27 protein-coding genes are annotated in these 23,627 nt (G+C 59.8%); 10 read left to right on the forward strand and 17 right to left on the reverse strand.

All coding sequences use genetic code 11. From position 1 onward, the window contains the following. From LBK75_11020 to LBK75_11070, 11 genes are all read right to left on the reverse strand, one after another. Nucleotides 1-917, reverse strand: a 917-nt coding sequence (locus LBK75_11020) for a hypothetical protein (protein MDR1158808.1), incomplete at its 3' end; no start/stop codon positions are given. 88 nt (nt 918-1,005) lie between these two features. Continuing rightward, the gene (locus LBK75_11025) at nt 1,006-2,130 is read right to left on the reverse strand and encodes a chitobiase/beta-hexosaminidase C-terminal domain-containing protein (GenBank protein MDR1158809.1); all 1,125 of its coding nucleotides are present in this window, start codon (nt 2,128-2,130) and stop codon (nt 1,006-1,008) included. A 94-nt stretch (nt 2,131-2,224) separates the two neighbouring features. Beyond that, nucleotides 2,225-3,118: a hypothetical protein gene (locus LBK75_11030; protein ID MDR1158810.1), complete on the reverse strand. Its 894-nt coding sequence runs from the start codon at nt 3,116-3,118 to the stop codon at nt 2,225-2,227. An 81-nt stretch (nt 3,119-3,199) separates the two neighbouring features. Beyond that, nucleotides 3,200-4,747, reverse strand: coding sequence for a hypothetical protein (locus LBK75_11035; protein ID MDR1158811.1), 1,548 nt, complete (start codon nt 4,745-4,747; stop codon nt 3,200-3,202). A 75-nt stretch (nt 4,748-4,822) separates the two neighbouring features. Continuing rightward, on the reverse strand, nt 4,823-5,092 hold the full coding sequence (locus tag LBK75_11040) for a hypothetical protein (protein ID MDR1158812.1): 270 nt from the start codon (nt 5,090-5,092) through the stop codon (nt 4,823-4,825). Between the two features lie 21 nt (nt 5,093-5,113). Next, nucleotides 5,114-6,358, reverse strand: a complete 1,245-nt coding sequence (locus tag LBK75_11045) for a PBSX family phage terminase large subunit (GenBank protein MDR1158813.1) — start codon at nt 6,356-6,358, stop codon at nt 5,114-5,116. Continuing rightward, nucleotides 6,351-6,836 carry a terminase small subunit gene (locus LBK75_11050; protein MDR1158814.1) on the reverse strand — a complete coding sequence of 162 codons (486 nt, stop codon included), beginning with the start codon at nt 6,834-6,836 and terminating at the stop codon, nt 6,351-6,353. The genes LBK75_11045 and LBK75_11050 overlap by 8 nt, the downstream gene beginning before the upstream one ends. 263 nt (nt 6,837-7,099) lie before the next feature. After that, nucleotides 7,100-7,483, reverse strand: a complete 384-nt coding sequence (locus LBK75_11055) for a DUF1492 domain-containing protein (protein ID MDR1158815.1) — start codon at nt 7,481-7,483, stop codon at nt 7,100-7,102. A gap of 19 nt (nt 7,484-7,502) precedes the next feature. Beyond that, nucleotides 7,503-8,261, reverse strand: coding sequence for a hypothetical protein (locus LBK75_11060; GenBank protein ID MDR1158816.1), 759 nt, complete (start codon nt 8,259-8,261; stop codon nt 7,503-7,505). Between the two features lie 179 nt (nt 8,262-8,440). After that, a complete protein-coding gene (locus LBK75_11065) occupies nt 8,441-8,722 on the reverse strand; it encodes a helix-turn-helix domain-containing protein (GenBank protein MDR1158817.1) in 282 nt (93 codons plus the stop codon). A 114-nt stretch (nt 8,723-8,836) separates the two neighbouring features. Then, nucleotides 8,837-8,986, reverse strand: a complete 150-nt coding sequence (locus LBK75_11070) for a helix-turn-helix domain-containing protein (protein MDR1158818.1) — start codon at nt 8,984-8,986, stop codon at nt 8,837-8,839. Between the two features lie 200 nt (nt 8,987-9,186). On the opposite strand from LBK75_11070, the gene LBK75_11075 reads away from it, so the two are divergent. The 3 genes from LBK75_11075 (at nt 9,187) to LBK75_11085 (ending at nt 12,116) form a co-directional block, all read left to right on the forward strand. Continuing rightward, nucleotides 9,187-9,642, forward strand: a complete 456-nt coding sequence (locus LBK75_11075; protein ID MDR1158819.1) for a helix-turn-helix domain-containing protein — start codon at nt 9,187-9,189, stop codon at nt 9,640-9,642. 452 nt (nt 9,643-10,094) lie between these two features. Next, on the forward strand, nt 10,095-11,015 hold the full coding sequence (locus LBK75_11080; GenBank protein MDR1158820.1) for a site-specific integrase: 921 nt from the start codon (nt 10,095-10,097) through the stop codon (nt 11,013-11,015). A gap of 264 nt (nt 11,016-11,279) precedes the next feature. Next, nucleotides 11,280-12,116, forward strand: coding sequence for a DNA adenine methylase (locus LBK75_11085; GenBank protein ID MDR1158821.1), 837 nt, complete (start codon nt 11,280-11,282; stop codon nt 12,114-12,116). 189 nt (nt 12,117-12,305) lie between these two features. On the opposite strand, the gene LBK75_11090 is transcribed toward LBK75_11085, so the two are convergent. After that, on the reverse strand, nt 12,306-12,521 hold the full coding sequence (locus LBK75_11090) for a hypothetical protein (GenBank protein MDR1158822.1): 216 nt from the start codon (nt 12,519-12,521) through the stop codon (nt 12,306-12,308). On the opposite strand from LBK75_11090, the gene LBK75_11095 reads away from it, so the two are divergent. Continuing rightward, nucleotides 12,509-12,910 (forward strand): hypothetical protein, encoded by a 402-nt coding sequence (locus tag LBK75_11095; GenBank protein MDR1158823.1) that lies wholly within the window; start codon nt 12,509-12,511, stop codon nt 12,908-12,910. The genes LBK75_11090 and LBK75_11095 overlap by 13 nt on opposite strands. 22 nt (nt 12,911-12,932) lie before the next feature. Here the strand turns inward: LBK75_11095 and LBK75_11100 are convergent, their stop codons facing one another. The 5 genes from LBK75_11100 to LBK75_11120 form a co-directional block, all read right to left on the reverse strand. After that, nucleotides 12,933-14,663, reverse strand: coding sequence for a phospho-sugar mutase (locus tag LBK75_11100; protein ID MDR1158824.1), 1,731 nt, complete (start codon nt 14,661-14,663; stop codon nt 12,933-12,935). Further along, entirely contained in the window at nt 14,660-15,046 is a 387-nt protein-coding gene (locus LBK75_11105; GenBank protein MDR1158825.1) for a DUF2007 domain-containing protein, read from the reverse strand. Before LBK75_11105 ends, LBK75_11100 begins: the two co-directional genes overlap by 4 nt. 63 nt (nt 15,047-15,109) lie before the next feature. Further along, nucleotides 15,110-15,535, reverse strand: coding sequence for a 23S rRNA (pseudouridine(1915)-N(3))-methyltransferase RlmH (locus tag LBK75_11110; GenBank protein ID MDR1158826.1), 426 nt, complete (start codon nt 15,533-15,535; stop codon nt 15,110-15,112). A 7-nt stretch (nt 15,536-15,542) separates the two neighbouring features. Beyond that, on the reverse strand, nt 15,543-16,832 hold the full coding sequence (locus tag LBK75_11115) for a UDP-N-acetylglucosamine 1-carboxyvinyltransferase (protein MDR1158827.1): 1,290 nt from the start codon (nt 16,830-16,832) through the stop codon (nt 15,543-15,545). Nucleotides 16,833-17,057: 225 nt separating this feature from the next. Then, entirely contained in the window at nt 17,058-18,122 is a 1,065-nt protein-coding gene (locus LBK75_11120; protein ID MDR1158828.1) for a branched-chain amino acid aminotransferase, read from the reverse strand. 284 nt (nt 18,123-18,406) lie between these two features. Here LBK75_11120 and LBK75_11125 point away from each other — a divergent pair, with 284 nt between their 5' ends. The 6 genes from LBK75_11125 (at nt 18,407) to LBK75_11150 (ending at nt 23,615) form a co-directional block, all read left to right on the forward strand. Further along, nucleotides 18,407-19,336, forward strand: a complete 930-nt coding sequence (locus tag LBK75_11125; protein MDR1158829.1) for a phosphate ABC transporter substrate-binding protein — start codon at nt 18,407-18,409, stop codon at nt 19,334-19,336. Further along, entirely contained in the window at nt 19,333-20,265 is a 933-nt protein-coding gene (gene pstC / locus LBK75_11130) for a phosphate ABC transporter permease subunit PstC (protein ID MDR1158830.1), read from the forward strand. The genes LBK75_11125 and pstC overlap by 4 nt, the downstream gene beginning before the upstream one ends. Further along, nucleotides 20,255-21,142 carry a phosphate ABC transporter permease PstA gene (pstA, locus tag LBK75_11135; GenBank protein ID MDR1158831.1) on the forward strand — a complete coding sequence of 296 codons (888 nt, stop codon included), beginning with the start codon at nt 20,255-20,257 and terminating at the stop codon, nt 21,140-21,142. Before pstC ends, pstA begins: the two co-directional genes overlap by 11 nt. Before the next feature lie 64 nt (nt 21,143-21,206). Further along, nucleotides 21,207-22,106, forward strand: coding sequence for a phosphate ABC transporter ATP-binding protein PstB (pstB, locus tag LBK75_11140; GenBank protein ID MDR1158832.1), 900 nt, complete (start codon nt 21,207-21,209; stop codon nt 22,104-22,106). A 55-nt stretch (nt 22,107-22,161) separates the two neighbouring features. Next, nucleotides 22,162-22,821: a phosphate signaling complex protein PhoU gene (gene phoU / locus LBK75_11145; protein ID MDR1158833.1), complete on the forward strand. Its 660-nt coding sequence runs from the start codon at nt 22,162-22,164 to the stop codon at nt 22,819-22,821. A gap of 98 nt (nt 22,822-22,919) precedes the next feature. Beyond that, nucleotides 22,920-23,615 (forward strand): response regulator transcription factor, encoded by a 696-nt coding sequence (locus LBK75_11150; GenBank protein ID MDR1158834.1) that lies wholly within the window; start codon nt 22,920-22,922, stop codon nt 23,613-23,615. Nucleotides 23,616-23,627: the final 12 nt, after the last annotated feature.

Consider the following 23,627-nt stretch of genomic DNA (forward strand, 5'->3'; position numbering starts at 1 on the left):
ACCATCCCCGTCACGGGCTTGTTGTCCACGTCGACAAGCATCTCGCCATCGACCGGGAAATACTCAGCCGTCGGAACACCGAACTCATCGAGCCCGGAGTGATACACCCGCGCGCCCCCATCCCCATACAGCCACACCCGCGCATCGGTAGCGCCCCCAAACACAGCGCTGTATTTTTGCGCAAGCACGGGATCCGGCGCGGCCGCGGCCGTATAGGTGATCTCCACGCTATTCGGCACACCCCCAGCCGGCGCCGCCCCAAACGTCACAGTCCCAGCCGTAAGACTCACCGTGTACCCCGTCGTCGGCACAACGGCGCCCCCATTGGTCACTTTATTGACCGACTGGATCCCCGCATCCAGCAATTTATACAGCGTTGACGTCCCATCGGGGGAAAAGCGCTGACGCCGCTGGGGCGTCAACAGATTGACGGACTCCAGCGGCGTCCCGCCCCCGGCCGGCGGCGTGGCGGTCGTCACAATGGGCACATACCCAGAAACCGGCGCAAACACATCGCCCCGCTTCCCGCTCCACACGAGATACTGCGACCCCGTGAGGCAGTACACCTTGCCCCCGAACCCGAAGAAATGGGCATAGGCGCCATACCCGGTACCCAGCACGCTATACCCAGCCCCCGCAGCGACTTCCAGAATCCGCCCCCCGATAAGCGCCGTCATCACATCGCGCCCGTCGGCACTGCCGCCCCACAGCGCATCCACACGCCGCCCCGGCGCCAGCGTCTGCAGCGCAGCATACCCAGGCCTTGTCCGGAGATTCCCATCCGCCGTCACCCGGAAGTTCCGCATGACAGCCGCCTCACCGTGCCGCAGCCCCGTGTCCCCATCCGGCGACAAATTGAGCCCCAGCCACTTATCAATGCGCACACTCATCCGCTGCCCCGGCCCCACGACCGCCATACGATCACTCACTTCGTTCGTTCAATTGATAGTTGACAATGGATAATGGATAATTATCAACTATCAATTATCAATTATCCATTATTCGTCACGCTTGCGTGTACACCGCGGTGACGATGCCGCTATCGGTCATGCCGGCCTTGAGCGCGTAGGACATGACGACGAGGTCGCCGGTGAGCCCTGTCGTCGGGATTTTGTTTGTGGAGTTATAGACCTGCGCCGTCTGGCTGGTCTTGGGGTCGGTCTGGTCCAGCGTGTACATGATGGTGGCGCCGGATGTGGCGGACGTCAGCGCGATGGTTGTGGTACCCGGCGTATAGGCCGTGCCACCGGCGGGATTCGGGACTGGATTGGCGACGAACGTGGTGTCCGCGCTGTCAATGGACAGCGCCACCCCGGCGCGCCGCGTGGCCAGGACGAACAGGTCGTGGTAGATGAGCCCCTCGACGAGCGCCCCCGCCATGCCTTGCGGCTTGTTGTGGACCTTGTAGTCTTTGAGCTTGACAGGGGCCGGGCTCGTCGTCTTGTCGACAATCATGAAGTTGACGCCGACGGGCCAGTACGAGGCGGGCACGACGACCACGGGCATGCCATCGATTTCGCCGAGGACACCGCGCTGCAGCATCTGCTGCGACATATCGCCCTTCTTGATGAAGTCGGGGTCAAGCTTCAACCACTTATAGATGGACGGCTTCACAAAGAGCCTCCGCGCGGAGCGATTGACGAGGGCGTTGTCCATGTGCTCGCCCAGCGTCAGGACAGCCTGGGCGGTATTGGTCTTATCGAGGGCTGCGCTCTCTTTGATCTTGATACCCGCTTCGGCGGCCCACTGCCCCAGGCGATACCTGTCGACATAGGGCGTGATGACGTTGTCGACCTGCTCCTTGAGCGTTCTATTGGCCCGATACAGCACCTGAGGCATATCGGCGCCATACAGCTCATCGAGCGCATAGGTGAAGGACTTCGCATCCCGCATCGTGAGCTCCTGGACGGTATTGCCCAGATTATCTGGGATCCCATATCGGCTACCCACAGCGGCTTCGGCGTCGTAATCGTTGAGTCTCACGAGGCCCGAGGTATAGACTTTGACAGTCCGCGCGCCCACGAAATCGCTATCCAAACTGGAGACAGTGGCGATATCCGTATAGCTCTGATGTGTAAACCGCTCGATAAGCTTCGATGAAAACTTCGTTGCAAAATTGAGAGTTGCCATAATCACTCACTCCGTTCGTTCAATTGACAATTGATAATTGCGGAACGATTTGACAGCTGATAATTATCAACTATCAATTCTCAATTATCAATTGTCATTCCTCCCACCCGGCGAAATCCGGGTCGCGGGGCGTGGCGCCGCCGACGCCGGAGCGCGGGCCGGTGGAGGCGGCGGCCGCTTTGCCAGCGGTCTCCTTGGCGGCCAGCTTCTCAGAGAGCAGGCCCACCTGGGCGGAGAGCTGGTCGCCGCGCTGGGCGGCATAGGCCTCGGTGAGGCTGAGGCCGCGCTGTATATAGGGTGCCAGGGTTTCGAGGGTGGTGGAGAAATCCTGCATGGCCTCCGGGTGGGTGGCTGAAAACTTTTGCAAATCTGTCCGCGCCCTGTCCACGCGGGTCTGGGCCGCGTGGAGGCCGGGCGGGGCCGTGTTTGCGCGGGTCTGGGCCACGTGGAGGCTGGCGCGCTGCGCCGCTGTGTCTCTTTCGACGCCCTGGCTGACGAGCTGGGCGGTCAGGCTGCTCACCTGCAGCTGGTCGAGGAAGGCCTCAGGCTCCAACCCGAAGGATTTCGCCAATGTCCCCACCTGTGTCAGCACGGGATGATGGGCCAGTTCGGCCTTCTGGGCGTCGAGCTGCGCGCGGGTATCCCGGTAGGCGAGGCCCATCTGCACAAGATCGGCCATTTCTTCCGGCGCCACGGTCACATCCCGGTGGTTGTAGCGAACCGTGAGAGGGGATGGACCCTTCGGGTCAGTGCTGAGTTCTGAGTGCTGAGTGCTGAGTTCGGAATCGTCATCGTCGTCGCTGATTTCTTCGGGGGTAAAGTCCCACTCATCCACTTCCTCCGCTATGGCGGGGGAAACATCCGCATCCGGCGTGGTGGCCGGAGGCGCGGCCGATGCGGATAGGTCGGCCGATACATAGGCCGGCATGGCGGCCGGCGCGGCTTCAGTCGTGCTCACGCCCATGGCGAGGGCTGATATCTCTGACACGATCACTCACTCCGTTCGTTCAATTGAGAATGGAGAATGGATAATGGATAATTATCAATTATCAACTATCAATTCTCAATTCTATAGTGGAGGTGCCGCCGCCGCGGCGGAGGGGTTACGCGCTTTGATGCTGTCGATGAGTTCCTGGCGCTGGGGGAGGTAGCCATCGGGCAGACGCTCGAGATAGTCGACGAGTTCCAGGGCACCGGAGGCAAAGAGATTGTCGAGTGTCGTCATGCGGGCGAGCTCGGACCAATAGGCGGCGGGTCCGACATCGATCTGGAGGCTAAAACCGAGCGCCTCAAGCTGGCCGTAATCAAAGAGGAACGGGACGCGCTGTTCACTGTTCACTGTCGTCGTGACATAGCGGGGGCCGTAATAGGCGCCCATGAAGTCGATGAGGATGCGTGCCAAGTCTTCGACGGCCTGATACAGCCGCTGTCTGGTGAGGGCCAACGGCACGGAGGCGGCCCGCTGCACGGCAATGATAGCGGAGGCGTTGTCCGGCCGCACGTTTCCGAGGGCAGCGTCCGGCGCGCCCATACAGTCGCGCGTGTAATTGATGGCGGCGTCGATGTACTCGTGGACCTGCGGGGGCAGACCGCGCCCCTCGATGACGCGGGCCACACTCGCCATATCGTCCGAGGCAGCGCCGGTGACTTTGATGGCGGCGCCGACGCGGTTGTCCCAGCCGTCGCGCATGAGGGTGCCGTTGTAGACGACCTTTGGGTAGGCGGTGGACATGAGGGAAATCATGCTCATCGCGAACAGCTTGTTCACGAAGATCTGATTGGGGATCAGCCCCGTCACGGCCGCCTGTCCGTGCTGAAGCTCGCCTATTTCGTCCCACGGCATCCAAACGACGGGGTAGCATGTGAGGGCCGTGTCCCACTCTGGGCGGATCCAGGCGGTGCCGGTGCACTCGGCCGCAAAGATCCGCCCAGATTCGGGGTCACGGCGAAGATGAAGAAGGACAGTCACGCGGTCCGTATCGGCACGTTCGACCTGGCCCGGGACATCCTGGGTCTCATTGTCCGGCGTGATGCCGTCCGGGTCGCCGCCCCATTGCGCAGCCCGGCGCCGCACAGCCTCGACTTGCTCCCGCGACTCGATGATAATCCACGGCTGCCGACTCACATCTGAGCTTGTGGGATTGCCAAAATGCACGCGTGTGTTGAGGATATTCTCAATGGCGACATCCCCGGGCTCCCGCTGTCCGGTCTTGGCAGCGGCATCCCACCAGAGATACAACGCGCCATCCCCACGCACGGCGGCATTGCGGAGAAACTGTGTGATGGTCGTCTCGAATTTTGTACGCTCGAAGACAGCGTCGATGGTATCGCCGATGACGTCGCTCATCAGGCGCGCGGCCTGCTCAGGGATCGCCCCGATGGCATCCAACGGCGTCGCATGCACAGCAATCGAGTCAGAGCGGAGCGAAGCGATAAGGAAGAGCACCACGCGTTTGAGCAAGTTAAAGACGGGAGTCGGCAGTCCCTCGGCGTCGACGCCCTCCCATTGCCGCCCGATGAAGAAGTTTTCATTGACGGCTGCGGTATCATAGAGGCCCAGGGTAGTTTTAAACGAGACGCCGTCATCCCAGCGCCGGGTGATTGATGAAAGCTCCAACGGTCACTCACTCCGTTCGTTCAATTGAGAATTGACAATGGAAACCCCTCCGCCGCTATGGATAATTATCAACCATCAATTATCCATTCTATTGCGCACGTCATTGGGCCGCAAGCCAGACGGCGGCGTATACCCCATAAGGGTTTCTACGCGCCGGGCCATACGTTCCTGCACCAGCCGCTCCTCCTCACTTTCGGGGCCTTTGGGACAGTGCTGAGTGCTGCGTGCTGCGTGCTGAGTTGGCACGCGGCGGATCGCATCCAACAAGATAGGCCTAAGGTACAGCGCCACCAACACAAAGGCCACCAAGCAGCCACCGAGAAGTCCCACGACCAAAAACGCCATACGGTCACTCACTCCGTTCGTTCAATTATCAATTCTATATCGCCCCCACTCGGATACGCTGTAGCGCAGCGCGTCCATCGCGTGGTTGAGGACGTCGACGGGGCGGTCGGTGTAAGCGCCCGACTGCTCATCTCTTATCCACTTCCAGAGTTGCAATTCACGGATGGTATGCTTGCAGCTGGGGTCCACAATGATCTGATGCGCCTTGAGCCAGTCGATCTGCGCTGATTCATCATGGGGCCGTTTGATGACGCCGCGGCACAGATAGCCGGCCATCTGCCATTCCCGCACCCGGTCCGGCTCGGCGGAGTCGGCCCACAGCATGGTGGTTTTGGGGATAACGCCCTGGGCCAGTTCTATGAGCTCGGCATTGACGAGGCCCGGCTGATAGATCTCCCGCCGGATGTAGATCACCTGATCTTTGATGCCGACGGACAGCAGGGCGGAAGGGTCATTGAAGCCGAAGTCGAGGCCACCGGAGAGTGCATCGTAGAATCCATCGTTCTCCGGGCAATCGCCTACATGCCAACGGGTGAGGATGAGCCCCCCGACCTCACCCCACTCACCCAGGGCATACACGCGATAGAGCTCGGGATTTGACTGCTCCAGCGCCGCCATACGGTCCGCGTAATCCGGCGGATTGAACCGGTTATCGCGCCAAGTGGACTCGTGGACAAACACATCCACATGCGGCGCATCGAAGAACCGGGCTTTGATCCAGTGGGCTGAGGAAACTGGGTTAAAGCTCAGTGTCACCTGCGGCCAAAGGGCCGGCGGCAGCATCCCACGGATACGGAGGGCAATCAGGTCGACATCCCGCTCGGAGAGCTCTGTCGCCTCCTCGATCCAGACCCAGCATAGCTTTCCCGACGGGACCGTGACGGACTTGAGCCGCTCCAGCTGCTGGGCATCTTTGCAGCCCCGAAAGAGAATCCAGGCGCCGGTGATTTTGCAGCGCAAGCTCAGCGGGTTTGACCGTATTTCCCAAATGCGCGGCCACATATCGCCAAAGATGCGATACACAGCACCCGTCAGCTCTGCGTACGTCGAAGATCGATGAGAGGCCTCCGTTTTACGGACGACCAGCAGCCCCGCGCCCGTATACGCCTTGTCTGTGAGGTGCAAAATGTACTCCTGCGCCAGGTCGTAGGACTTACCGGAGCTAGCGGCGCCTTTGAGGACGCGCCAGAAGTACCGACTTTTGTGGACGGGGATAAAGGCGGGGTTAGCGGTGACAGAGATCTGCCTGACTGGTCGGCTACGCATCCGGCGTCACTTCCCCGAAATCCTGAGAGATAGTGACATCTGGCAGCGCGCCGTCCTGCTGTCCGTCCATGAGTCCAGTGATCCGCGCGAGCAGCTCGGCGGCCTTGATGGCACCCCGCGCGTCGAAGCGATACTCGCCACTCGGGATGTAGTCTCTCGCCTCGCTGTCCCACTCGAGCACCGGCTGCGCCTGCATACAGCGCCGGAAGACCTCCCGCAGGTCAAGGATCACAGAGTCGCGATTGATCCCATGCTGCTCGACGAGGTCGGCCCGCAGCTCTTTTATCTTTGCCCGCACGTCCGAACGCTTGAGCAACCGACACGCCTGCGAGTCGGCATTTTTGGCAGCGTACCCGGCGGCCTTCGCGGCCCGTGTGGCGTTGGCCTCGGGGTCCGCGGCGTAGATCTCGCAGAACCGCCACATCCGCGCACTGCCGTCCTTCCAGCTCTTTTTTGCTGGTTTTTGCGCGACAGCCATTCATATCGCCTCCGGCTCAAGGGCATAAAAAAAGCCCCTCCGGGAAAACCCGGAAGGGCATCTACACAACTTCGTTAGCTTATATTATAGCACACTTGACAAGTATCAGTCAAGTATTTCTTCCAAATATTTTGTGAGTGATTCTGTGAGTGATTCACAACGCACGCGCGCGCGTTCTAGGGTTTCCGCGCGCTGAATGTACCCGCGCACCCGCGCCGGCGCGCCCACAGGCGCCCTGACAACAGATAACAACTGTTATCTGATCAGTTGTTATCTGTTATCTGATCAAGTGCCCCACTGCGCAGTCTATACAGGGATGCCCGCGACACTCCCAACGCGCCCGCGATGCTCGTCCACTGGTGCCCATCCACATAATGGGCACGCAGGATGTACCGCGCGGGCGCGGGCAGCGCGTCGATAGCCGTCTCTATGCGCAGCATCTCACGTTTTACTATCTTCATGCGTTCTCTCGTCACGTGCTCGACGGCCTCCACTGTCACGACGCCCACGGAGATCGGCGGCGGCGGCAGCGTCTGAGGCGCCCGCGCGACGGACTGCGACCAAGCCCGGATCTCTCCGAGCTCCCACATCATCCCACGCAGCTCCTCGCGCAAGCCCCGATAGGACTTCAAGGTCTCCTCCGTCATGGCCATTACTCCCTTCTGCTTAGGCCCTTTGGGCCCGGGGCCGGTTCGGCTTGCCGTCGACGCGGCGCAGCTGCATGTACTCGCTGAGATCCCCGGCGTCGGAAGCCCAGCGCTGGAGGTCCAGCATTATATATCCGCGTGGGATACGCGGTGCTCTGGTGAGGCGCAGCGGCTTCACGCCGCGTTTGATGCAGACAATGGGCTGTGTGAGGTTGCGGGACTGACTCCACCGCCGTTTCTGCGGGATCTTATCCCGTGGCGCCTCCGGGTCTGCGCGCCCCTGCCGGTTGCGGAAGATATATCTGGCGAGCCACGAGTGTTCCGCGTCCGGCGTCATCTGCTCCAGCTGGACGCGGCCGAGGCCCCAGAGCGCCACAGCATCCTCCATCGGCATCTTTGACATGAGGATATGGTGGTGGATACGTCTGGTATCCCGCTCCGTGGTCGTGACAGCGATGTATTTGAGCTCTGGGAGGCCCTTTTTTCGTCTCCAGTCCCGGATCTTGCGTATATAGCGCGCCCTATCTTTCAGGGCCTGGTCCATCTCTGGTGCTGGCGGCGCGTAGCTGAGCGTCAACCAGAGATCGGAGGCCCCGAAATTCGCGTTGACGAGTCTGGTCAGATGTTTCTGGCTGTATTTCTCATTGCGGGCGGCCTGCCCCTTATCTGTCTCGGCTCGGTTCTCCGACCGCGAGACCTTCCGGCCATCTCGCGCGGCCTGATAGGTCTCGATCTCCAAGATATCGCCCGCGTACACCCTCCGCTCAATCCAGACCATACTCTTACCCCATTTAGTCGGGACGTCGAGGACGCCGTCCCCTACGTCGGCAAATTAATTGGTTTAAGGACGTTCCAAAGGGGCTGCGCCCCTGAGAGGAAGACCTTATATAATAAGGTGTTCCTCTCAGCATGTCATACCACATACCTCCTCAGTTGTTATCTGTTATCTGTTCACTGTTATCTGTGATTGGCCACCATCAGGTCCAGCGCGTAGGAAGCGAGCGCCTCCAGGTCTTCGGGTCGTTGAATCACGATTTGCGGCTGGTAAACGGGCGCGCCGCCAGCCAGCCAGATCTCCATAGCCTGGCGCCGCAGCACCCAGTGCCCGTTGTTCTTACCCTTGTCGGGGGGGACGTACTGTCCCCATGAGACATGGCCGCCCCGGATCCATTGCTTGATGGTGTCGGCGTTCACGCCGAGCCGCTGGGCCGCCTCGGCGACGCTGATAAGCTCACGCATGTTGAAAGACCCCTCCTTTCTGAGAATTGATAGTTGATAATTATCCACGCCTCCCCTAGGAGGGGAGGTGCCGCCGCAGCGGCGGAGGGGTTTCCATAGTCAATTCTCAATTGACTATGCGGGTTCATCTGGGTAGAATTTCGTCCAGTCGACCCCGAGGACTTTTCCGAGACGTTTGGCAAGCTCTGGACTCGGTGTTTTCGCATCGCGCTCTATGTTTGAATAGTAACCCTGTGTAATTCCGGCGGCGGCCGCAACGTCCACTTGGGTTCGCGGCCCACGGATTTCGGACAGCCAATCGCGCAAACTACCACATCCCAACTGCGTTATTATTTCCTATTGCAATAATAATATAACAGATAGCGCTTATTGTCAAGTGCTTTTAGAAATATTTTTAAAAAAGATTTTTTAGGGCTTGACAAATATAGCGGCTGGCGATATTATTATTCTAGAAGGTGAGCAAAATGTTCTCAGAACGAGTGAAAGAGCTAAGGAAGAAGATGGGATTGTCGCAAGTTCAGTTTGCGGAAGCGATCCAGTCTAAGCAGGCAACGATAGCCGGGTGGGAGAGAGGGACACGAGAGCCAGGGTTCACAACAGTCACAAAACTGGCACAATTTTTCTGTGTTTCAACGGATTATCTCCTGGGCCACTCCGATGAAGAGCGCCCGACGGCGGCCCAAAATTCGGATCCTGCTACTGAATTTGACGCCAAGGCGCTCATTTCGGAGATTCGCGAGGTATTAAGTGAGCAGCAAGTTCTTCTGGCCGGCCACGCAAACAAGTCGGCCACCCAGAGTGGGCAGCCGACCAGTGAGCGCGATATTACGATGGCAAAAATTGCAGCTAGGTTGAACGAGATGAACGATAAGGAATTTTCTCGGGCGGTGGAGATCTTTCGTCTTCTGGACTCCGAATAGATTCCCAGTAAGTTACAACCTTCCCATCCGTAAAATTTTGCAACTTCTGCAAAATTTCCTTCGTCAAGGCCACGCGTTTTTCCTTGTCCATATTCAGTTGGTCCCTCAACTTTCGAGTATTCACACGTCCCTGTAGAACATTAAAGCCGCCGACTGTAAAATCGAGGGAATTTTTTGATAGTTTAGCTTCTTGCCGGGAAAATCGTCAGAGTCGAACGAGAAAACGGCATTTGGGAACAGCTCGAAATTTTTGATCAATGGAAGGAGAAAAGGAGGGTCAAAGTATGGGCAACCGCCGCGCGAACGGGGAAGGGACCTGGTCCAAGCAAGGGGATCGGGTAAAGTATCGCGTACAAGTAGACGGGCGGCGGCGGTCATTTACTGGGGCGACAAAAGCCGAGTGCAGACGCCAATATGAGGCGGTTAAAGACACACCCAAGATAGATAAAAAAATGACCGTTGCCCAATGGGCCACGGTGTGGGTTAAGACGTATAAAAAAGACACCATTGCCTACAAGTCTTATATTTTATACCAAAGTTATATTGACAATCACATTATTCCACGCTTAGGGCATCTTCTGATGGGTCAAGTAAAGCCCTTACATCTACAGCAGTTTGTCAACGCATTTGGTGAAAAGTCTTGGGCCATGCGGCGTGACTTCCGGACGATTTTCAACGGAATGTTCGCAGACGCAATCAACAATCATCTATGTTCGGAGAACCCTGCTATTGGTCTAAATATTGGATCCAAACCCAAACGGCGCCCCAAAGCCTTCGGGCGCGATGTCGTTCCTCACATCCTCAAGTTTACCGCCACGCACCGATACGGCCACTACATTCTGCTCCTACTTTATACGGGTCTGCGCGCTGGCGAGCTTCTGGCGTTGAAGTGGGACGATATCAATGACGGTGTTATTTCTGTACACACAGCCGTTGCGCAGATGGAAGACGGTCCTCAGGAGAAGGGCACCAAGAATGAAGATGATCGGTACATTGGCATAAAGCCAGAGCTAGCCGCGGTGCTACCCACGATTCTCCGCGCGGGACCATATGTTTTACATGACAAAAGGGGTGAGCGTCTCAAGTATCAATGTTTCTACCGGCGGTACAGGCAATTTTTCAAAGACCTGAACGCCACGCTAGGGGCCGAGGCACAAATTTCCTGGATGTCTCCGCACAAATGCCGGCACACATTTGGGACATACTTCCTTGCTGGCGGCGCAGATCTCCGCACAGTTCAGGTTGCTCTAGGGCACGCAGATATCAAGACAACACAGATTTATACGAGTGTTGACACAACAACAGCAAGGGAAAATATTTCTCTTCTAAACTACAACTGGTCCGAAACTGGTCCAAGCGAGAATCCGCAATAATCGAACCCATTACGCCGCAGTCACTTCACAATTATTCTCTGCAGGTTCAAGTCCTGTTGTCTCCACAGGCGGCTTGCGCCGCAGCGAACAATGAAAAACTCACCATAGATTGCTACTTTACTTGGTATCCCCAGGCCTTGCCGGCTTTATTTTACTGCCGGGCGAAGGTCTGTTTTATGTTGCATATATGCCCTTGAATACACGTTGGGAGGAGGGGCGATTTGATTTTCTGTTTGTGAGGTTTACGGGAAAGGAGGAAGCCGCATGGAAAAAAATAGTCTGACAATGCCCGTAGTAAAATGGGCCGGCGGGAAAAGGCAATTAATTCCAATCTTATCCTCTCTTCTTCCAGATCAATTTACTACTTATTGTGAACCTTTTTTAGGTGGAGGTGCAATGCTTTTTGGGTGTCAACCGCAAAGGGCCATCGTCAACGATATAAACAACGATTTGATCCACATGTATAAAGTGATCCGTGATGATGTCGAAGCCCTGATATTAGAATTGGAAAAGCACAAAAATGAATCGGTGTATTTTTACAAAGTCCGTGGCTGGGATCGCAACAAAGAAAAATACAATACTTTGTCAAACGTCGAAAAGGCAGCCCGGCTCATTTATTTGAATAAAACATGTTATAATGGTCTTTTCCGTGTGAATAACGCCGGAGAATTTAACACGCCATTTGGCAACTACAAAAATCCCAATATAGTAAATGCTCCGACTCTCAGGGCCGTAAGCAACTATTTTCAGAAAGCTGAGATCGTATTTTTGTGTCGCGACTATGCGGATATATTGGCTAGAATTCCACAAGGAACTTTTGTTTATTTAGATCCTCCCTATGATCCTGTCTCTGAAACGGCAAACTTTACCGGATATTCCCGGGGTGGTTTTTTCCGCGACGATCAGATTCGGCTCAGAGAATGCTGTCATGATTTGACACGCAGAGGCATAAAGTTTATGTTGTCTAATTCAGCCACAGATTTTATTAGAGAGCAATACGCTGTCTACAACATCACCATTGTCCAGGCAAAAAGAGCGATAAATTCAGACGCTGCCGGAAGAGACAATGTCGACGAAGTGGTGATAAGAAATTATGGGTAATAGAGCAATAGACCAAAAATCGGAGTTGGCATTTGCTGCTTTCGCTGGAATGTTCGCTGCCCGTAAAATGATAGGATACCGCTTGATTCAGCAATGCCCAAGCTTTGTCGTCACGCCCCTGCCGCAGATAAACAGCCGCAAGCTCAGCCAATAAATATCTTATATCCTCGGCGCGTTAATCCTGCTTCTTCACATGCCTTCGCCGCCGATTTGGACAACGCCAATGCCTCCTTGTACTTTCCCAAGTGAATACTGCACCGTGCGAGAAGATTGCATATCTTCAGCGAACCGTACATCGCCTTGATAAAGCGGATGGCGGTAGGTGAGAAAATCGATGTCGACGTCGCGAAAATCCTCATCGCGGAATACAAAAAGCAGAAGGAGGCCGTCCAATGCGTTTCGCATTTGTCACGATTGTCATCGTCTTAGGGTTTGGTGTGGGGAGCATCTTGCTTCAAATCTTCCTGTCCAAAATGGAGAGCAAGTGGCCGGGGCTCATTCTGCCTATAATCGCGTTCCTGCTCTCTCTCACCGTCGTTTTGGCCAACGTCTTGTTTTATGAGGTACAGGACACGGTAGAGGTGATTTCAGAAAGCGGTCAAATCGTTTCCCAACCCGCCGAGAACGCCCTTACGCGCCCCGTGCCAACCGTGGGCGAGAGGATTTTGCTCGTGATCATTCCATTCATACTCTGCAATATACCAACAGTGGTATATATTTCCATCTACTTTGGTGTGAGAGAGAAACACAGGCAGGAACACCTGCTTAAAAGGATGACCGCACAAGATTTGTGAAGCGAAAAAGGGAACCGGTTTTTTATGCCTTCACCAGCTTCTTCGCCCATTGGGTGAAGCGGGCAACGGTGTCGTCGGCGGTGGGAGCGTCGGCGCCGTGGGCTTGTATGTACACTTTGACCTTGGGTTCTGTGCCGGAGGGGCGCACCAGCAGCCGGGTGCCGTCGAGCAGCTCGAAGCCAAGTACGTCCGAGCCGGAGAGCTCCATGTCGGAGACCGCCCCCGTGGCCGACTCAAAACGCCGGCCGGGGAGATAGTCGCACACGGCTTTCACCGGTGTCCCCGCGATGTCGGCGGACGGATCGCCGCGCAGGCCGTCCATCAGCTCCTGCATGCGCGCAAGCCCCGCCAGCCCCGGCATGACCAAGTTGAGCGTGGCCTCACGGTAGTATCCGTATGTCTCGTAGAGCGCCTGCAGGGCGTCGAAAAGAGACATCCCCTGCTGGCGGTGCCAGGCCGCCATCTCAGCGATAAGCACAGAGGCCGTCACGGCATCCTTATCGCGGGCGTGGCTGCCGATCAGGTAGCCGTAGGACTCCTCGAACCCCATCAGATACTGGTGGCTCCCGGAGGCGATGAGCTTCGCAATGACCTCGGCAATGAATTTGAAACCGGTGAACGTCTCAAATACGGCGATGTCGTTCTTTTTGGCAATGGCGTGGGTCATCCGGGTCGTCACAATGGTCTGGACCACCGCCGGATGCGCCGGCAGCGTCCCGGCGGCCCGGCGGGCGCGGATCAGATAGTCCATCAGCAGCACGCCCACCTGGTTGCCGGTCAGGGGTATGTAACCGCCCGCGCGGTCGCGGACCATCACCCCCACCCGGTCGGCGTCCGGGTCGGTGCCGATGACGAGGTCGACGCCGTGCTCGCGCGCCAGCGCGAGGGCGCGCTCAAAGCTCTTCACGTTTTCCGGATTCGGGGAGGCGACAGTGGGGAAGTTCCCGTCAATCTTCATCTGTTCGGGCTCACACAGCACGTGGCGGAACCCGAGCGCCGTCAGTGCTTCCGGCACCAGCCGGTACCCGGCGCCGTGAAACGGCGTGTACACAAGCTTGAAGTCGCCGGCCACCGCGCGGACAGCGTCCGGCGCCACCGACTGAGCGAGCACGCAGTCCAAAAACGCGCGGTCGGTCTCCGCTCCCAACCACCGGATCCGGCCCGCGCGCAGGGCTTCGTCGAAGTCCACCGCCACGGCGCTCTCCAGTGGGTCGAGCTGGGCCATCTCGCGCGCCACTGCATCGGCGTGCGCAGGCGGGAGCTGCGCGCCGTCGCTCCAGTAGACCTTGTAGCCGTTGTATTCTCTCGGATTGTGACTGGCCGTGATGTTGATCCCCGCGATACAGTGGTGCGCGCGGATCGCAAATGAGAGCTCCGGCGTGGGCCGAAGCTCGTCAAACAGCAACGCCGCGATGCCGCGTCCGGCCAACACGCAGGCGGCCTGCTTCGCGTATTCCTCCGCGTGAAGGCGGCAGTCACAGGCAATGGCGACGCCGCGCGCCGCAGCCTCGGGCCCCTCCCGCAGGATCAGGTTGGCCAGCGCCTGCGTCACGTGGCGTACAATGTGCACGTTGATGCGGCCAAGCCCCACCCCCATGACGCCGCGCAGGCCCGCCGTGCCGAAGACCAGGGGCCGCGTGAAGCGCTCCTCGATCTCGGCGGTGTTGCCCTCCAGGGCACACAGTTCCGCCTTTTCCGTCTCACTCAGCGCGGGCGACATCAGCCACCTGCGGTATTCCGTCATCGCTGTCATGGCATCTCCTCCTCCGTTTCCGCCATTGAGGCCTCCAACACATCCCGGGCCGCCTCCAGCAGCGGTTCCGGAACAAAGATCTCGGCGCCGTAGATCGGGGCTCCGAAGAGCACATTGGAAAAGAACGTGGGGTTCGGCGTCCGCACACGGGTGGGGATGCCGAAAGCCTGAAGCAGGGACCGCTTAAGTCCGATGTCCATGGGGTTTTGCGCGTAGACAAGCTGCACCGCCTGCGCCGGGCGGCCCGCTCCGTCGTCCGGCCAAGCCGGCCCCGCCCCTTCCGACAGGAACCAGCCGTTCTCTCCGTCCGTCAGCGGCCGTCCGCAATGGGAACACGCCGCCGCGCCGTCCTCACACGCCCCGCCGCAGTGCCGGCAAACCATCTTTCATCCCCCTCACTGCTGCGCCGAAACGCAACAGGTCAATTTACCCGCCGCTATGTCCTCTCACTTGTGATATTGCCCGCCCGACATGATCTGAAACGCGCGATAGAGCTGTTCGAGCAGCAGCACGCGCGCCAGGTGGTGCGGGAATGTCATGCGGGAGAGGGAGAGCCGCCAGTCGGCACGGCGCACCGCCGCGTCCGGCAGACCGTCCGACCCGCCGATGAGAAAGCAAAACGAAGAGCGCCCCGCCGTCATCAGGGCCTGCAGCCGGGCGGCCAGCGCCTCGCTGCCGACGCTCTCTCCGTCGATGCACAGCGCCGTCGTGTAAGCGCCGGCAGGCATACGATCCTCGACCGGATGCCCCTCCGGGAGCTGCGTGACGCGCAGACGCGCATGCGGGGTCAGACGCTTTTCGTACGCCCGGCAGGCCGCCTCGAAGTACGGTTCCTTGAGCCTGCCCACGCAGAGGAGCTCGATGTGTACCATGCGGACGTCACTGCGCGAAAGACATCGCGTCCGCGTCGGGCAGTTCGCGGCAGCGAATTTCGGCGCCGAGCCCTTGCAGCTTGCACACCATGGCTTCGTACCCGCGTTCGATGTGGTGGACGCCGTCGATTGCCGTGACGCCCTGGGCGGCCAGCGCGGCCACCACCAGCGCGGCGCCCGCGCGCAAGTCGCAGGCGCGCACCGGCGCGCCCGTGAGATGGGGCACACCCTCTATGACGGCTACCTTGCCGTCCACCTGGATCTGCGCGCCCATGCGGGCCAGCTCGTCCACATAACGGTAGCGGTTGTCCCAGACGCCCTCGGTGATGACGCTAGTCCCCTCCGCTCCCACGAGACAGGCGGCTATCTGGGGCTGCATATCGGTGGGAAAGCCCGGGTAGGGCTGTGTCTTTACGTTGGCGCGGCGCAGCCGGCCCCGCCGGCGCACCAACACGGCGTCGTCGTACTCCTCCACCTCGACGCCCATCTCCATCAGTTTGGCCGAGATGCCGTCGAGATGCTTCGGGATGACGTTGCGAATGAGCGCTTCGCCGCCGGCGGAGGCCACCGCCGTCATATAGGTGCCGGCCTCGATCTGGTCGGGGATGATCGTATAGCTCCCCCCGGCAAGGCGCGGCACGCCGCGGATCTTGATGACGTCGGTGCCGGCGCCCTTGATGTTCGCCCCCATCGCATTGAGAAAGTTGGCGAGGTCCACGATGTGGGGCTCCTTGGCGGCGCTTTCGATGACCGTCTGCCCCTCCGCCAGCGCGGCGGCCAGCATGATGTTGACCGTGGCGCCCACGGAGACCACATCGAGATACACCACCGAGCCGGTCAGCCGGCCCGGCGAGCGGGCGTACACAAAGCCGCCCCGCACCTCGACGGACGCCCCCAACGCCTCGAACCCCTTGATGTGCTGGTCGATGGGACGCACACCGAAATCGCACCCGCCGGGCGGCGGCACCTGCGCCGCCCCAAACCGGGACAGCAGCGACCCGATATAGTAACACGAAGCCCGGATGCGCCGCACGAGATCATAGGGCACCCGGGCGTTCTGGGCATGCCGGGCGTCGATCTCCAGTGTCGTGTCGTCCAGCAGCCGCACCTGTCCGCCCATCTCTTGAACGATCTCCAGCATCAGTGTGACGTCGTTGATTTTGGGAATATTTTCAATGCGACAGACGCCGTCCACCAGCAGCGCGGCCGGGATGATGGCCACCGCCGCGTTTTTGGCGCCGCTCACCAGGACTTCTCCTGACAGGGGATTTCCACCCCGCACTTCATAGATGAACAAAACGCGCACCCTTTCCGGCTTGCCGCCCGCCCTCTTGGCGCGGCGGCGCGGGAGCAATGATCCCGTGCCTCAAAACGCAAATTATTATACATCACTATTATGCAAAAGGGAAGCCCTTTTCATAACACGATCCGTCGTCTTCGCATCGTTTTTTTCGCAGGCATTTGCGGATGGCGCGCCAGGAAATCCCGTTTGAGGCGGGAATTTCCTGGCGCATTTTTTGCATCAGATCTCCAGGGTCCAGCCGAACGGATCTGCCTTTTTGCCCCACTGGATGCCGGTGAGTTCGTCGTAGAGGCGACGGGCCAGCGGACCGATCTGTCCGCCGCTCACGGGAATGATCCGCCCCTCGTAATTGAACGAGCCGATCGGAGAGATCACCGCCGCCGTACCGGTGCCGAAGGACTCCGACAGCCGTCCGGCGCCGGCGGCCTCCACGAGTTCGTCGATCGAGATGGCGCGCTGGTCGACCGGCACCCCCCAGGACGCGAGCAGGCGGATGGCCGAGTCGCGGGTGACGCCCGGCAGGATAGACCCCTCCAGCGGCGGTGTGACCACGCGGCCGTCGATCGAGAAGAAGACGTTCATCGTGCCGACTTCCTCGATATAACGGCGGTGTACGCCGTCCAGCCACAGCACCTGGGTGTAGCCTTTCTCCTTCGCGCGCACCTGCGCCCGGATCGTGGCGGCGTAGTTGCCGCCCGTCTTAGCCTCGCCGGTGCCGCCCTTCACGGCGCGCACATCCTCGGTTTCGATCAGGATGCTCACCGGGTCGATCCCCTCCGGATAGTACGCCCCCACCGGGGAGAGGATGATCAGGAACTGATAGGTATGCGACGCCCGCACGCCCAGGTAGGGGTCGGTGGCGATGATGAACGGACGGATGTACAAAGAAGTGTCCGGGTGGGTGGGAACCCAGTCGATGTCCGCCCGGACCAGGGATTTGATTGCCTCGAGGAACAGATTTTCGTCGATCTCGGCGATCTGAAGCCGCCGGTTGGAACGGTTCATGCGGCGGATGTTCTCCAGTGGGCGAAACAGCAATGTCCGCCCGTCGGCCGCACGGTAGGCCTTGAGGCCCTCGAAGGTCTCCTGGCCGTAGTGCAGCACCATGCTGGCCGGGTCGAGCGACAGCGGCCCGTAAGGGACAATGCGCGGCGTGTGCCAGCCTGTCCCCTCCGCATAGTGCAGCAGGAACATATGGTCGGTGAAGTATTGCCCAAACCCAAGACGGGAAAAATCCGGTTTTTCTTTCGGCGCTGCTGTCCGCTGGACGATGATCGGTTGCATACTTGACACCACCTATTTTTCTCAAAGTATACCACATCCTCTTCCCGGGCGCAAACATTTTCCTTCGCGGCCCGTCAAGGACCCAAGAACCGGGTGGGACGCCCCATATTTTATGGTATTTATGGATATTTTGACGACAGACACCGGAGGGACGCCTCCGGCGCCGCCGCGCCTCGGGCGGGGCGTTTTACACAAACTTTACATACATTGTACACAGCCATGCTTTCCGCATACGGGGCGGGGCGGTATACTGAGGCTGACGAAACGAAGGGAGACATGGAAAGATGAAAAAGACAACCGGTATTCTTTTGGCGCTTCTGGCGCTGACGGCGGCCCTCCTGTTCACAAGCTGCAGTCCCGCGGCGAACAACACCGGCACACCGACGCCCCCGACGGACGACGTATCTCCCGTTAACCCGCCGGCCGCGCCGCCGGACGACAGCACGGACACCCAGACGCCCCCGCTGAGCGGCGTGGTGAAGACGGGCGGCTCGACCTCGGTGGAGATGGTCATGAACGCTTTGATTTATCAGTTCCAGGCGGACAATGCCGGCGTCGCCATCGACTACGAGATGAACGGCTCGGGCGACGGGATCAAAAACACGATCAGCGGCCTGTATGAGATCGGACACTCCAGCCGCGAGCTCAAATCGGACGGCAGCGAGGACGGCCTCGACGCTGTCGCCTACGCCATCGACGGCATCGCGGTGGTCGTGAACCGCGAGAACGCGGTGACCAACCTGACAAAGGAGCAGATTCTCAACATTTATACCGGCGCCGTCCTGAACTGGAAGGATGTGGGGGGTCCAGACGCCCCGATCACCGTGGTGACCCGCGAGCCCGGCTCCGGCACCCGGAGCGCCTTTGCGGAGATCATCGGCCTTGAAAAGGACGACACCCCCATCGCCGCGGACGCGAGCGTCGTCGACAGCACCGGCGCGGTACAGACCACCGTCTCTCAAAACGCCAACGCGATTGGTTACATGTCCTTCTCCGATGTGGACGATACCAAGGTAAACGCCGTCCCCTATGAGGGCGTCGCTATCTCGACGGACACTCTGAAGAGCGGCGACTACCTGCTCAAACGCGAATTTTATCTGCTTTTCCGTACGGGCGCCGTCCTCTCTCCCTCCGCGCAGGCGTTCGTGGACTTTGTCCTGGGCGACGGCGGACAGCGGATCGTGGCCGACAACAAACTGCTGCCGATCCAATGAAACAGCACAGCACCAAGCTGGAGAAGGCCCGCACGCCCGGCCTCACCGGGCGGCGGGCCAAACCGCCGATTGAGCGCGTGATGCACGGACTCTTTCTGCTCTGCGGCCTGTTGGCCGTGGCCGCCGTTCTCTTCATGACGATCTATATGGTCGCCTCGGGCGGACCCGTCATCGCGAAGGTTGGCCCGGGGCCGTTTCTGCTCGGCCGGACCTGGGACCCGGACAAGGCGCGGTTTGGGATCCTCCCGATGATCCTCTCCTCCCTGACGGCTACTTTCGGCGCGGTCCTCATTGCGCTGCCCACCGGTATCCTGGCGGCCGTCTTTTTGGCCAAGCTCGCGCCGCCGCGCCTCGCGGGCGCGCTGCGGGCGCTCATAGACCTGCTGGCCGGCATCCCCTCGGTCGTTTACGGACTCCTCGGCGCACTGATCATCATGCCGGCCATCTTCCGGCTGCAGACCGCGCTCGGACTCCCCACCCGGGGCAGCCTTCTCGCGGCGATTTTGCTGCTGGTCATCATGATCCTGCCGACGATCATCAGCGTCTCCGAGACCGCCATCCGCTCGGTGCCCGCACCCTATGAGGACGCGGCGCTGGCGCTGGGCTCCACCCGGCTGCAGAGTATCTTCAAAGTGACCGTCCCCGCCGCCCGGAGCGGCATCGCCGCGGGCGCGGTGCTGGGCACGGGGCGCGCCATCGGCGAAGCCATGGCGGTCATCATGGTGGCCGGAAACGCCGCGATCCTGCCGTCGCTGCTAAAACCGGTGCGCCTGCTGACCGCCTCGATCCCCCTCGAGTGGGCCTACTCCGGCGGACTGCACCGGGAGGCGTTGTACGGAATAGGCCTCACGCTCTTCGTCTTCATTATGGTCATCAACATCGTGCTAAACCATATGATCAAAAAAGGCGGTGTGTCGCTTGACAGTTGAATCGGCCGGCATCGGCCCGATTGCCGTAAAGAAGCGGCGCGGCGGAGAGAAAGCGCTGTACGGCCTCATCTACCTGCTGTCGGCCGGTATCCTGGTGATGGTGCTGTACTTTGTCGTCTACATCCTGATCCGCGGCGTTCCCACAGTCACGCCCGCCTTTCTGACGACGGCGCCCAACCCGATTGAGAAAACCGTGGGCATTTTCCCCAGTCTGGTCAATACACTGTATATCATCCTCTTTTCCCTGCTCATCTCCGTCCCTTTTGGGGTGGGCGGCGCTATCTACCTGAACGAATACGCGAAACACCGGCGGCTCACGAGTCTCATCGAATTCGCCGCCGGCATCCTCTCCGGCGTCCCATCGATTTTGTACGGGATCTTCGGCTATGTGTTTTTCTGTGTGCTGCTGAACCTCAAGGTATCGCTGCTGGCAGGCGTGCTCACACTGACCATCATGGTGCTGCCGATCATCCTGCGGACGACCCAAGAGGCGCTCAGGGCCGTGCCGGTTTCCTACCGCGAGGGCGCGCTGGGCCTCGCGGCCGCCAAATGGCACATGATCCGGACTCTCCTGCTGCCCTGTTCGCTGCGGGGCGTCTTGGCCGGCGTTATCCTCTCGATTGGCCGCATGGTCAGCGAGAGCGCGGCACTGCTCCTCGTGGCCGGCGGCAGCGCCATGTACATGCCAACGGGCAGCCTGTTCGACCAATTGGCGAGTTCCGGCTCCACCCTCTCGGTCGAGCTGTACCGCTACGCCTATGCACGGGGCGACAACGAGACCGCCTTCGGCATCGCGGCGGTGCTGCTGCTCATCGTGATCACGCTGAATATCCTGACACGGCTCATCGCCAAACATTTGACCGTTAGCACTTCCTAATAGTGGGTGCTCTGAAGTTGTGGGTGTGCGCAAAATATACTATATGTATTTATGTGGCTGATATATGCTAATTGTTGTACGGGAGATGAGCGAGATGACGATGGGGGACGTGCGGACGGGGCGTGTACGGATTGGAGATGTGCGGGCAAAAGACGTCCGGGCGGCAGGTGCGCAAACGGGGGACGTGCGGACGGAGGGTGCGCAGGCGGCGGATGTGCGGCTGTATACGAAGGACCTGCACCTGTACTACGGCGACGTACACGCGCTGAAGGGCATCGACATGGAGGTCCGCGGGCACCATGTGACCGCACTGATCGGGCCCTCCGGTTGCGGGAAGTCCACCTGCCTGAAGACGCTGAACCGCATGAACGATGTGGTGCCGAAGGTCCGGATCACCGGTTCCGTCGTACTCGACGGGGAGGACGTCTACGGGAAGGCGGTGGATGTGACGGTGCTGCGCCGGAAGGTGGGCATGGTTTTTCAGGCGCCCAACCCCTTCCCGATGAGCGTATACGACAACATCGCCTACGGTCCTCGTGTCCACGGCGTCAAACGGCGCATCGTGCTCGATGAGATCGTGGAGCGGAGCCTGGTCGGCGCCGCGCTCTGGGACGAGGTGAAGGACCGCTTAAAAAAGCCGGCGCTCAGCCTGTCGGGCGGCCAGCAGCAGCGGCTGTGCATCGCCCGGGCGCTCGCGACCGGTCCGGAGGTGCTGCTGATGGACGAACCGACCTCCGCGCTCGACCCTATCTCCACGCTGCGGATCGAGGAACTGATGGCGCAGCTCAAGCAGCACTACAGCATCGTCATCGTCACGCACAACATGCAGCAGGCCGCGCGCATCTCCGACTATACCGCGTTCTTCCTGCTCGGGGAACTGATCGAGTGCGACAGGACCGACCGCATGTTCGCGAGCCCCCGGGATAAGAGGACCGAGGACTACATCACCGGCCGGTTCGGATAAGACATATGCTGACATAGGGCCGACATAGCTTGGACATCTGTGAGGAGGGGGCGCGGTGGTGCGATCACACTATGAACACGAACTCGAACACCTGCATGTGGAGATCATCAAGATGGGGAGCCTGATCGAGAGCGCGATTGAGGACTCCGCGCGGGCCTTTACGAGCCATGACCTGGCGCTCTGCGAACGGATCATCCGCCGGGACCAGACCATCGACGAGCTGGAGAAGGCGATCGAGTCCCGCTGCCTGTGGCTGATCGCCCGCGAACAGCCCGTCGCTTCCGACCTGCGGAAGATCACCACCGCGCTCAAGATGATCACGGACATGGAACGTATCGGCGACAACGCCGCCGACATCGCGGAACTGACGATGCGGATCGCCGAAAAAAACGTCTTTTCAGATTCCGGGCACATCCCGCAGATGGCGGGCGCCGCCGTGTCGATGGTGCGCGATGCGGTGTCGTCCTATGTGCACACGGACCTGGTCCTGGCCCGCGAGACGCAGCGGCGGGACGACGAGGTGGACGAATACTTCAACCTCATCAAGCGGGAACTGGTCCACATCTTCAGCGCGGACGGTGACAACATCGACAGCGCCATCGATCTGCTGCTGATCGCCAAATATCTGGAGCGCATTGCGGATCATGCCGTGAACATCTGCGAATGGGTGGAGTTTTCCGTCACCGGCACACACAAGAGCGCGCAGATTTTTTGAGCGCTGGGCATTGCACCCCCGCGGTTACCCCTTCCCTTTTGGCCGCGGAAAGAGTATGATAACCTCGGAGACGCTCGGGAGAGGACGGTGACGGGCCGATGGTCCGGTGCATCTACATCGTGGAGGACGACGAGAACATCCGAGAGCTTGTCCGATGGGCGCTCGTCTCCTTCTCTTATGAGGTCGAGAGCTTTGAAAATGCCGAGGATGCGCTGCGCGCAGTCGCGGCGCGGCGGCCGGACCTCGTGATTTTTGACGTCATGCTGCCTGGCATGAGCGGGTTGGAGGCGATGGGGCGCCTGCGCCGGGCGCCCGAGACCCAAACGCTCCCCATCGTACTGCTGACGGCGCGCACCTCCGAAGGGGATCGGGTGTCCGGTCTCGACGGCGGTGCGGACGATTACATTGTCAAGCCCTTCAGCGTGATGGAGCTCGGCGCGCGGTTGCGCGCACTGTTTCGCCGCCTGGGCGGCGAAACGGACGACGGCCCGCCCAGGCAGATCACATTTTCCGATTTCACGGTGAACCACGACACGAGGGAGGTGCGCAAAAGCGGCGTGCTCATCGACCTCACGTTCAAGGAATATGAACTGCTGTGGAGCCTGCTCGGCGCGCGGACCCGGATTGTCCCCCGGGAGGAACTGCTGAACACGGTTTGGGGCGGCGAATTTGTCGGTGAGTCGCGGACGCTGGACATGCACATCCGCACCCTGCGCCGGAAACTGGGCGACGACGCGGAGGCCCCCCGCTACATCAAAACCGTGCGCAATGTGGGTTACAGGTTTATCGGCTGACGGGATGCGTGA

The organism is Oscillospiraceae bacterium, from assembly GCA_031265355.1.
Classification (GTDB): Bacteria; Bacillota; Clostridia; order Oscillospirales; family UBA929; genus JAIRTA01.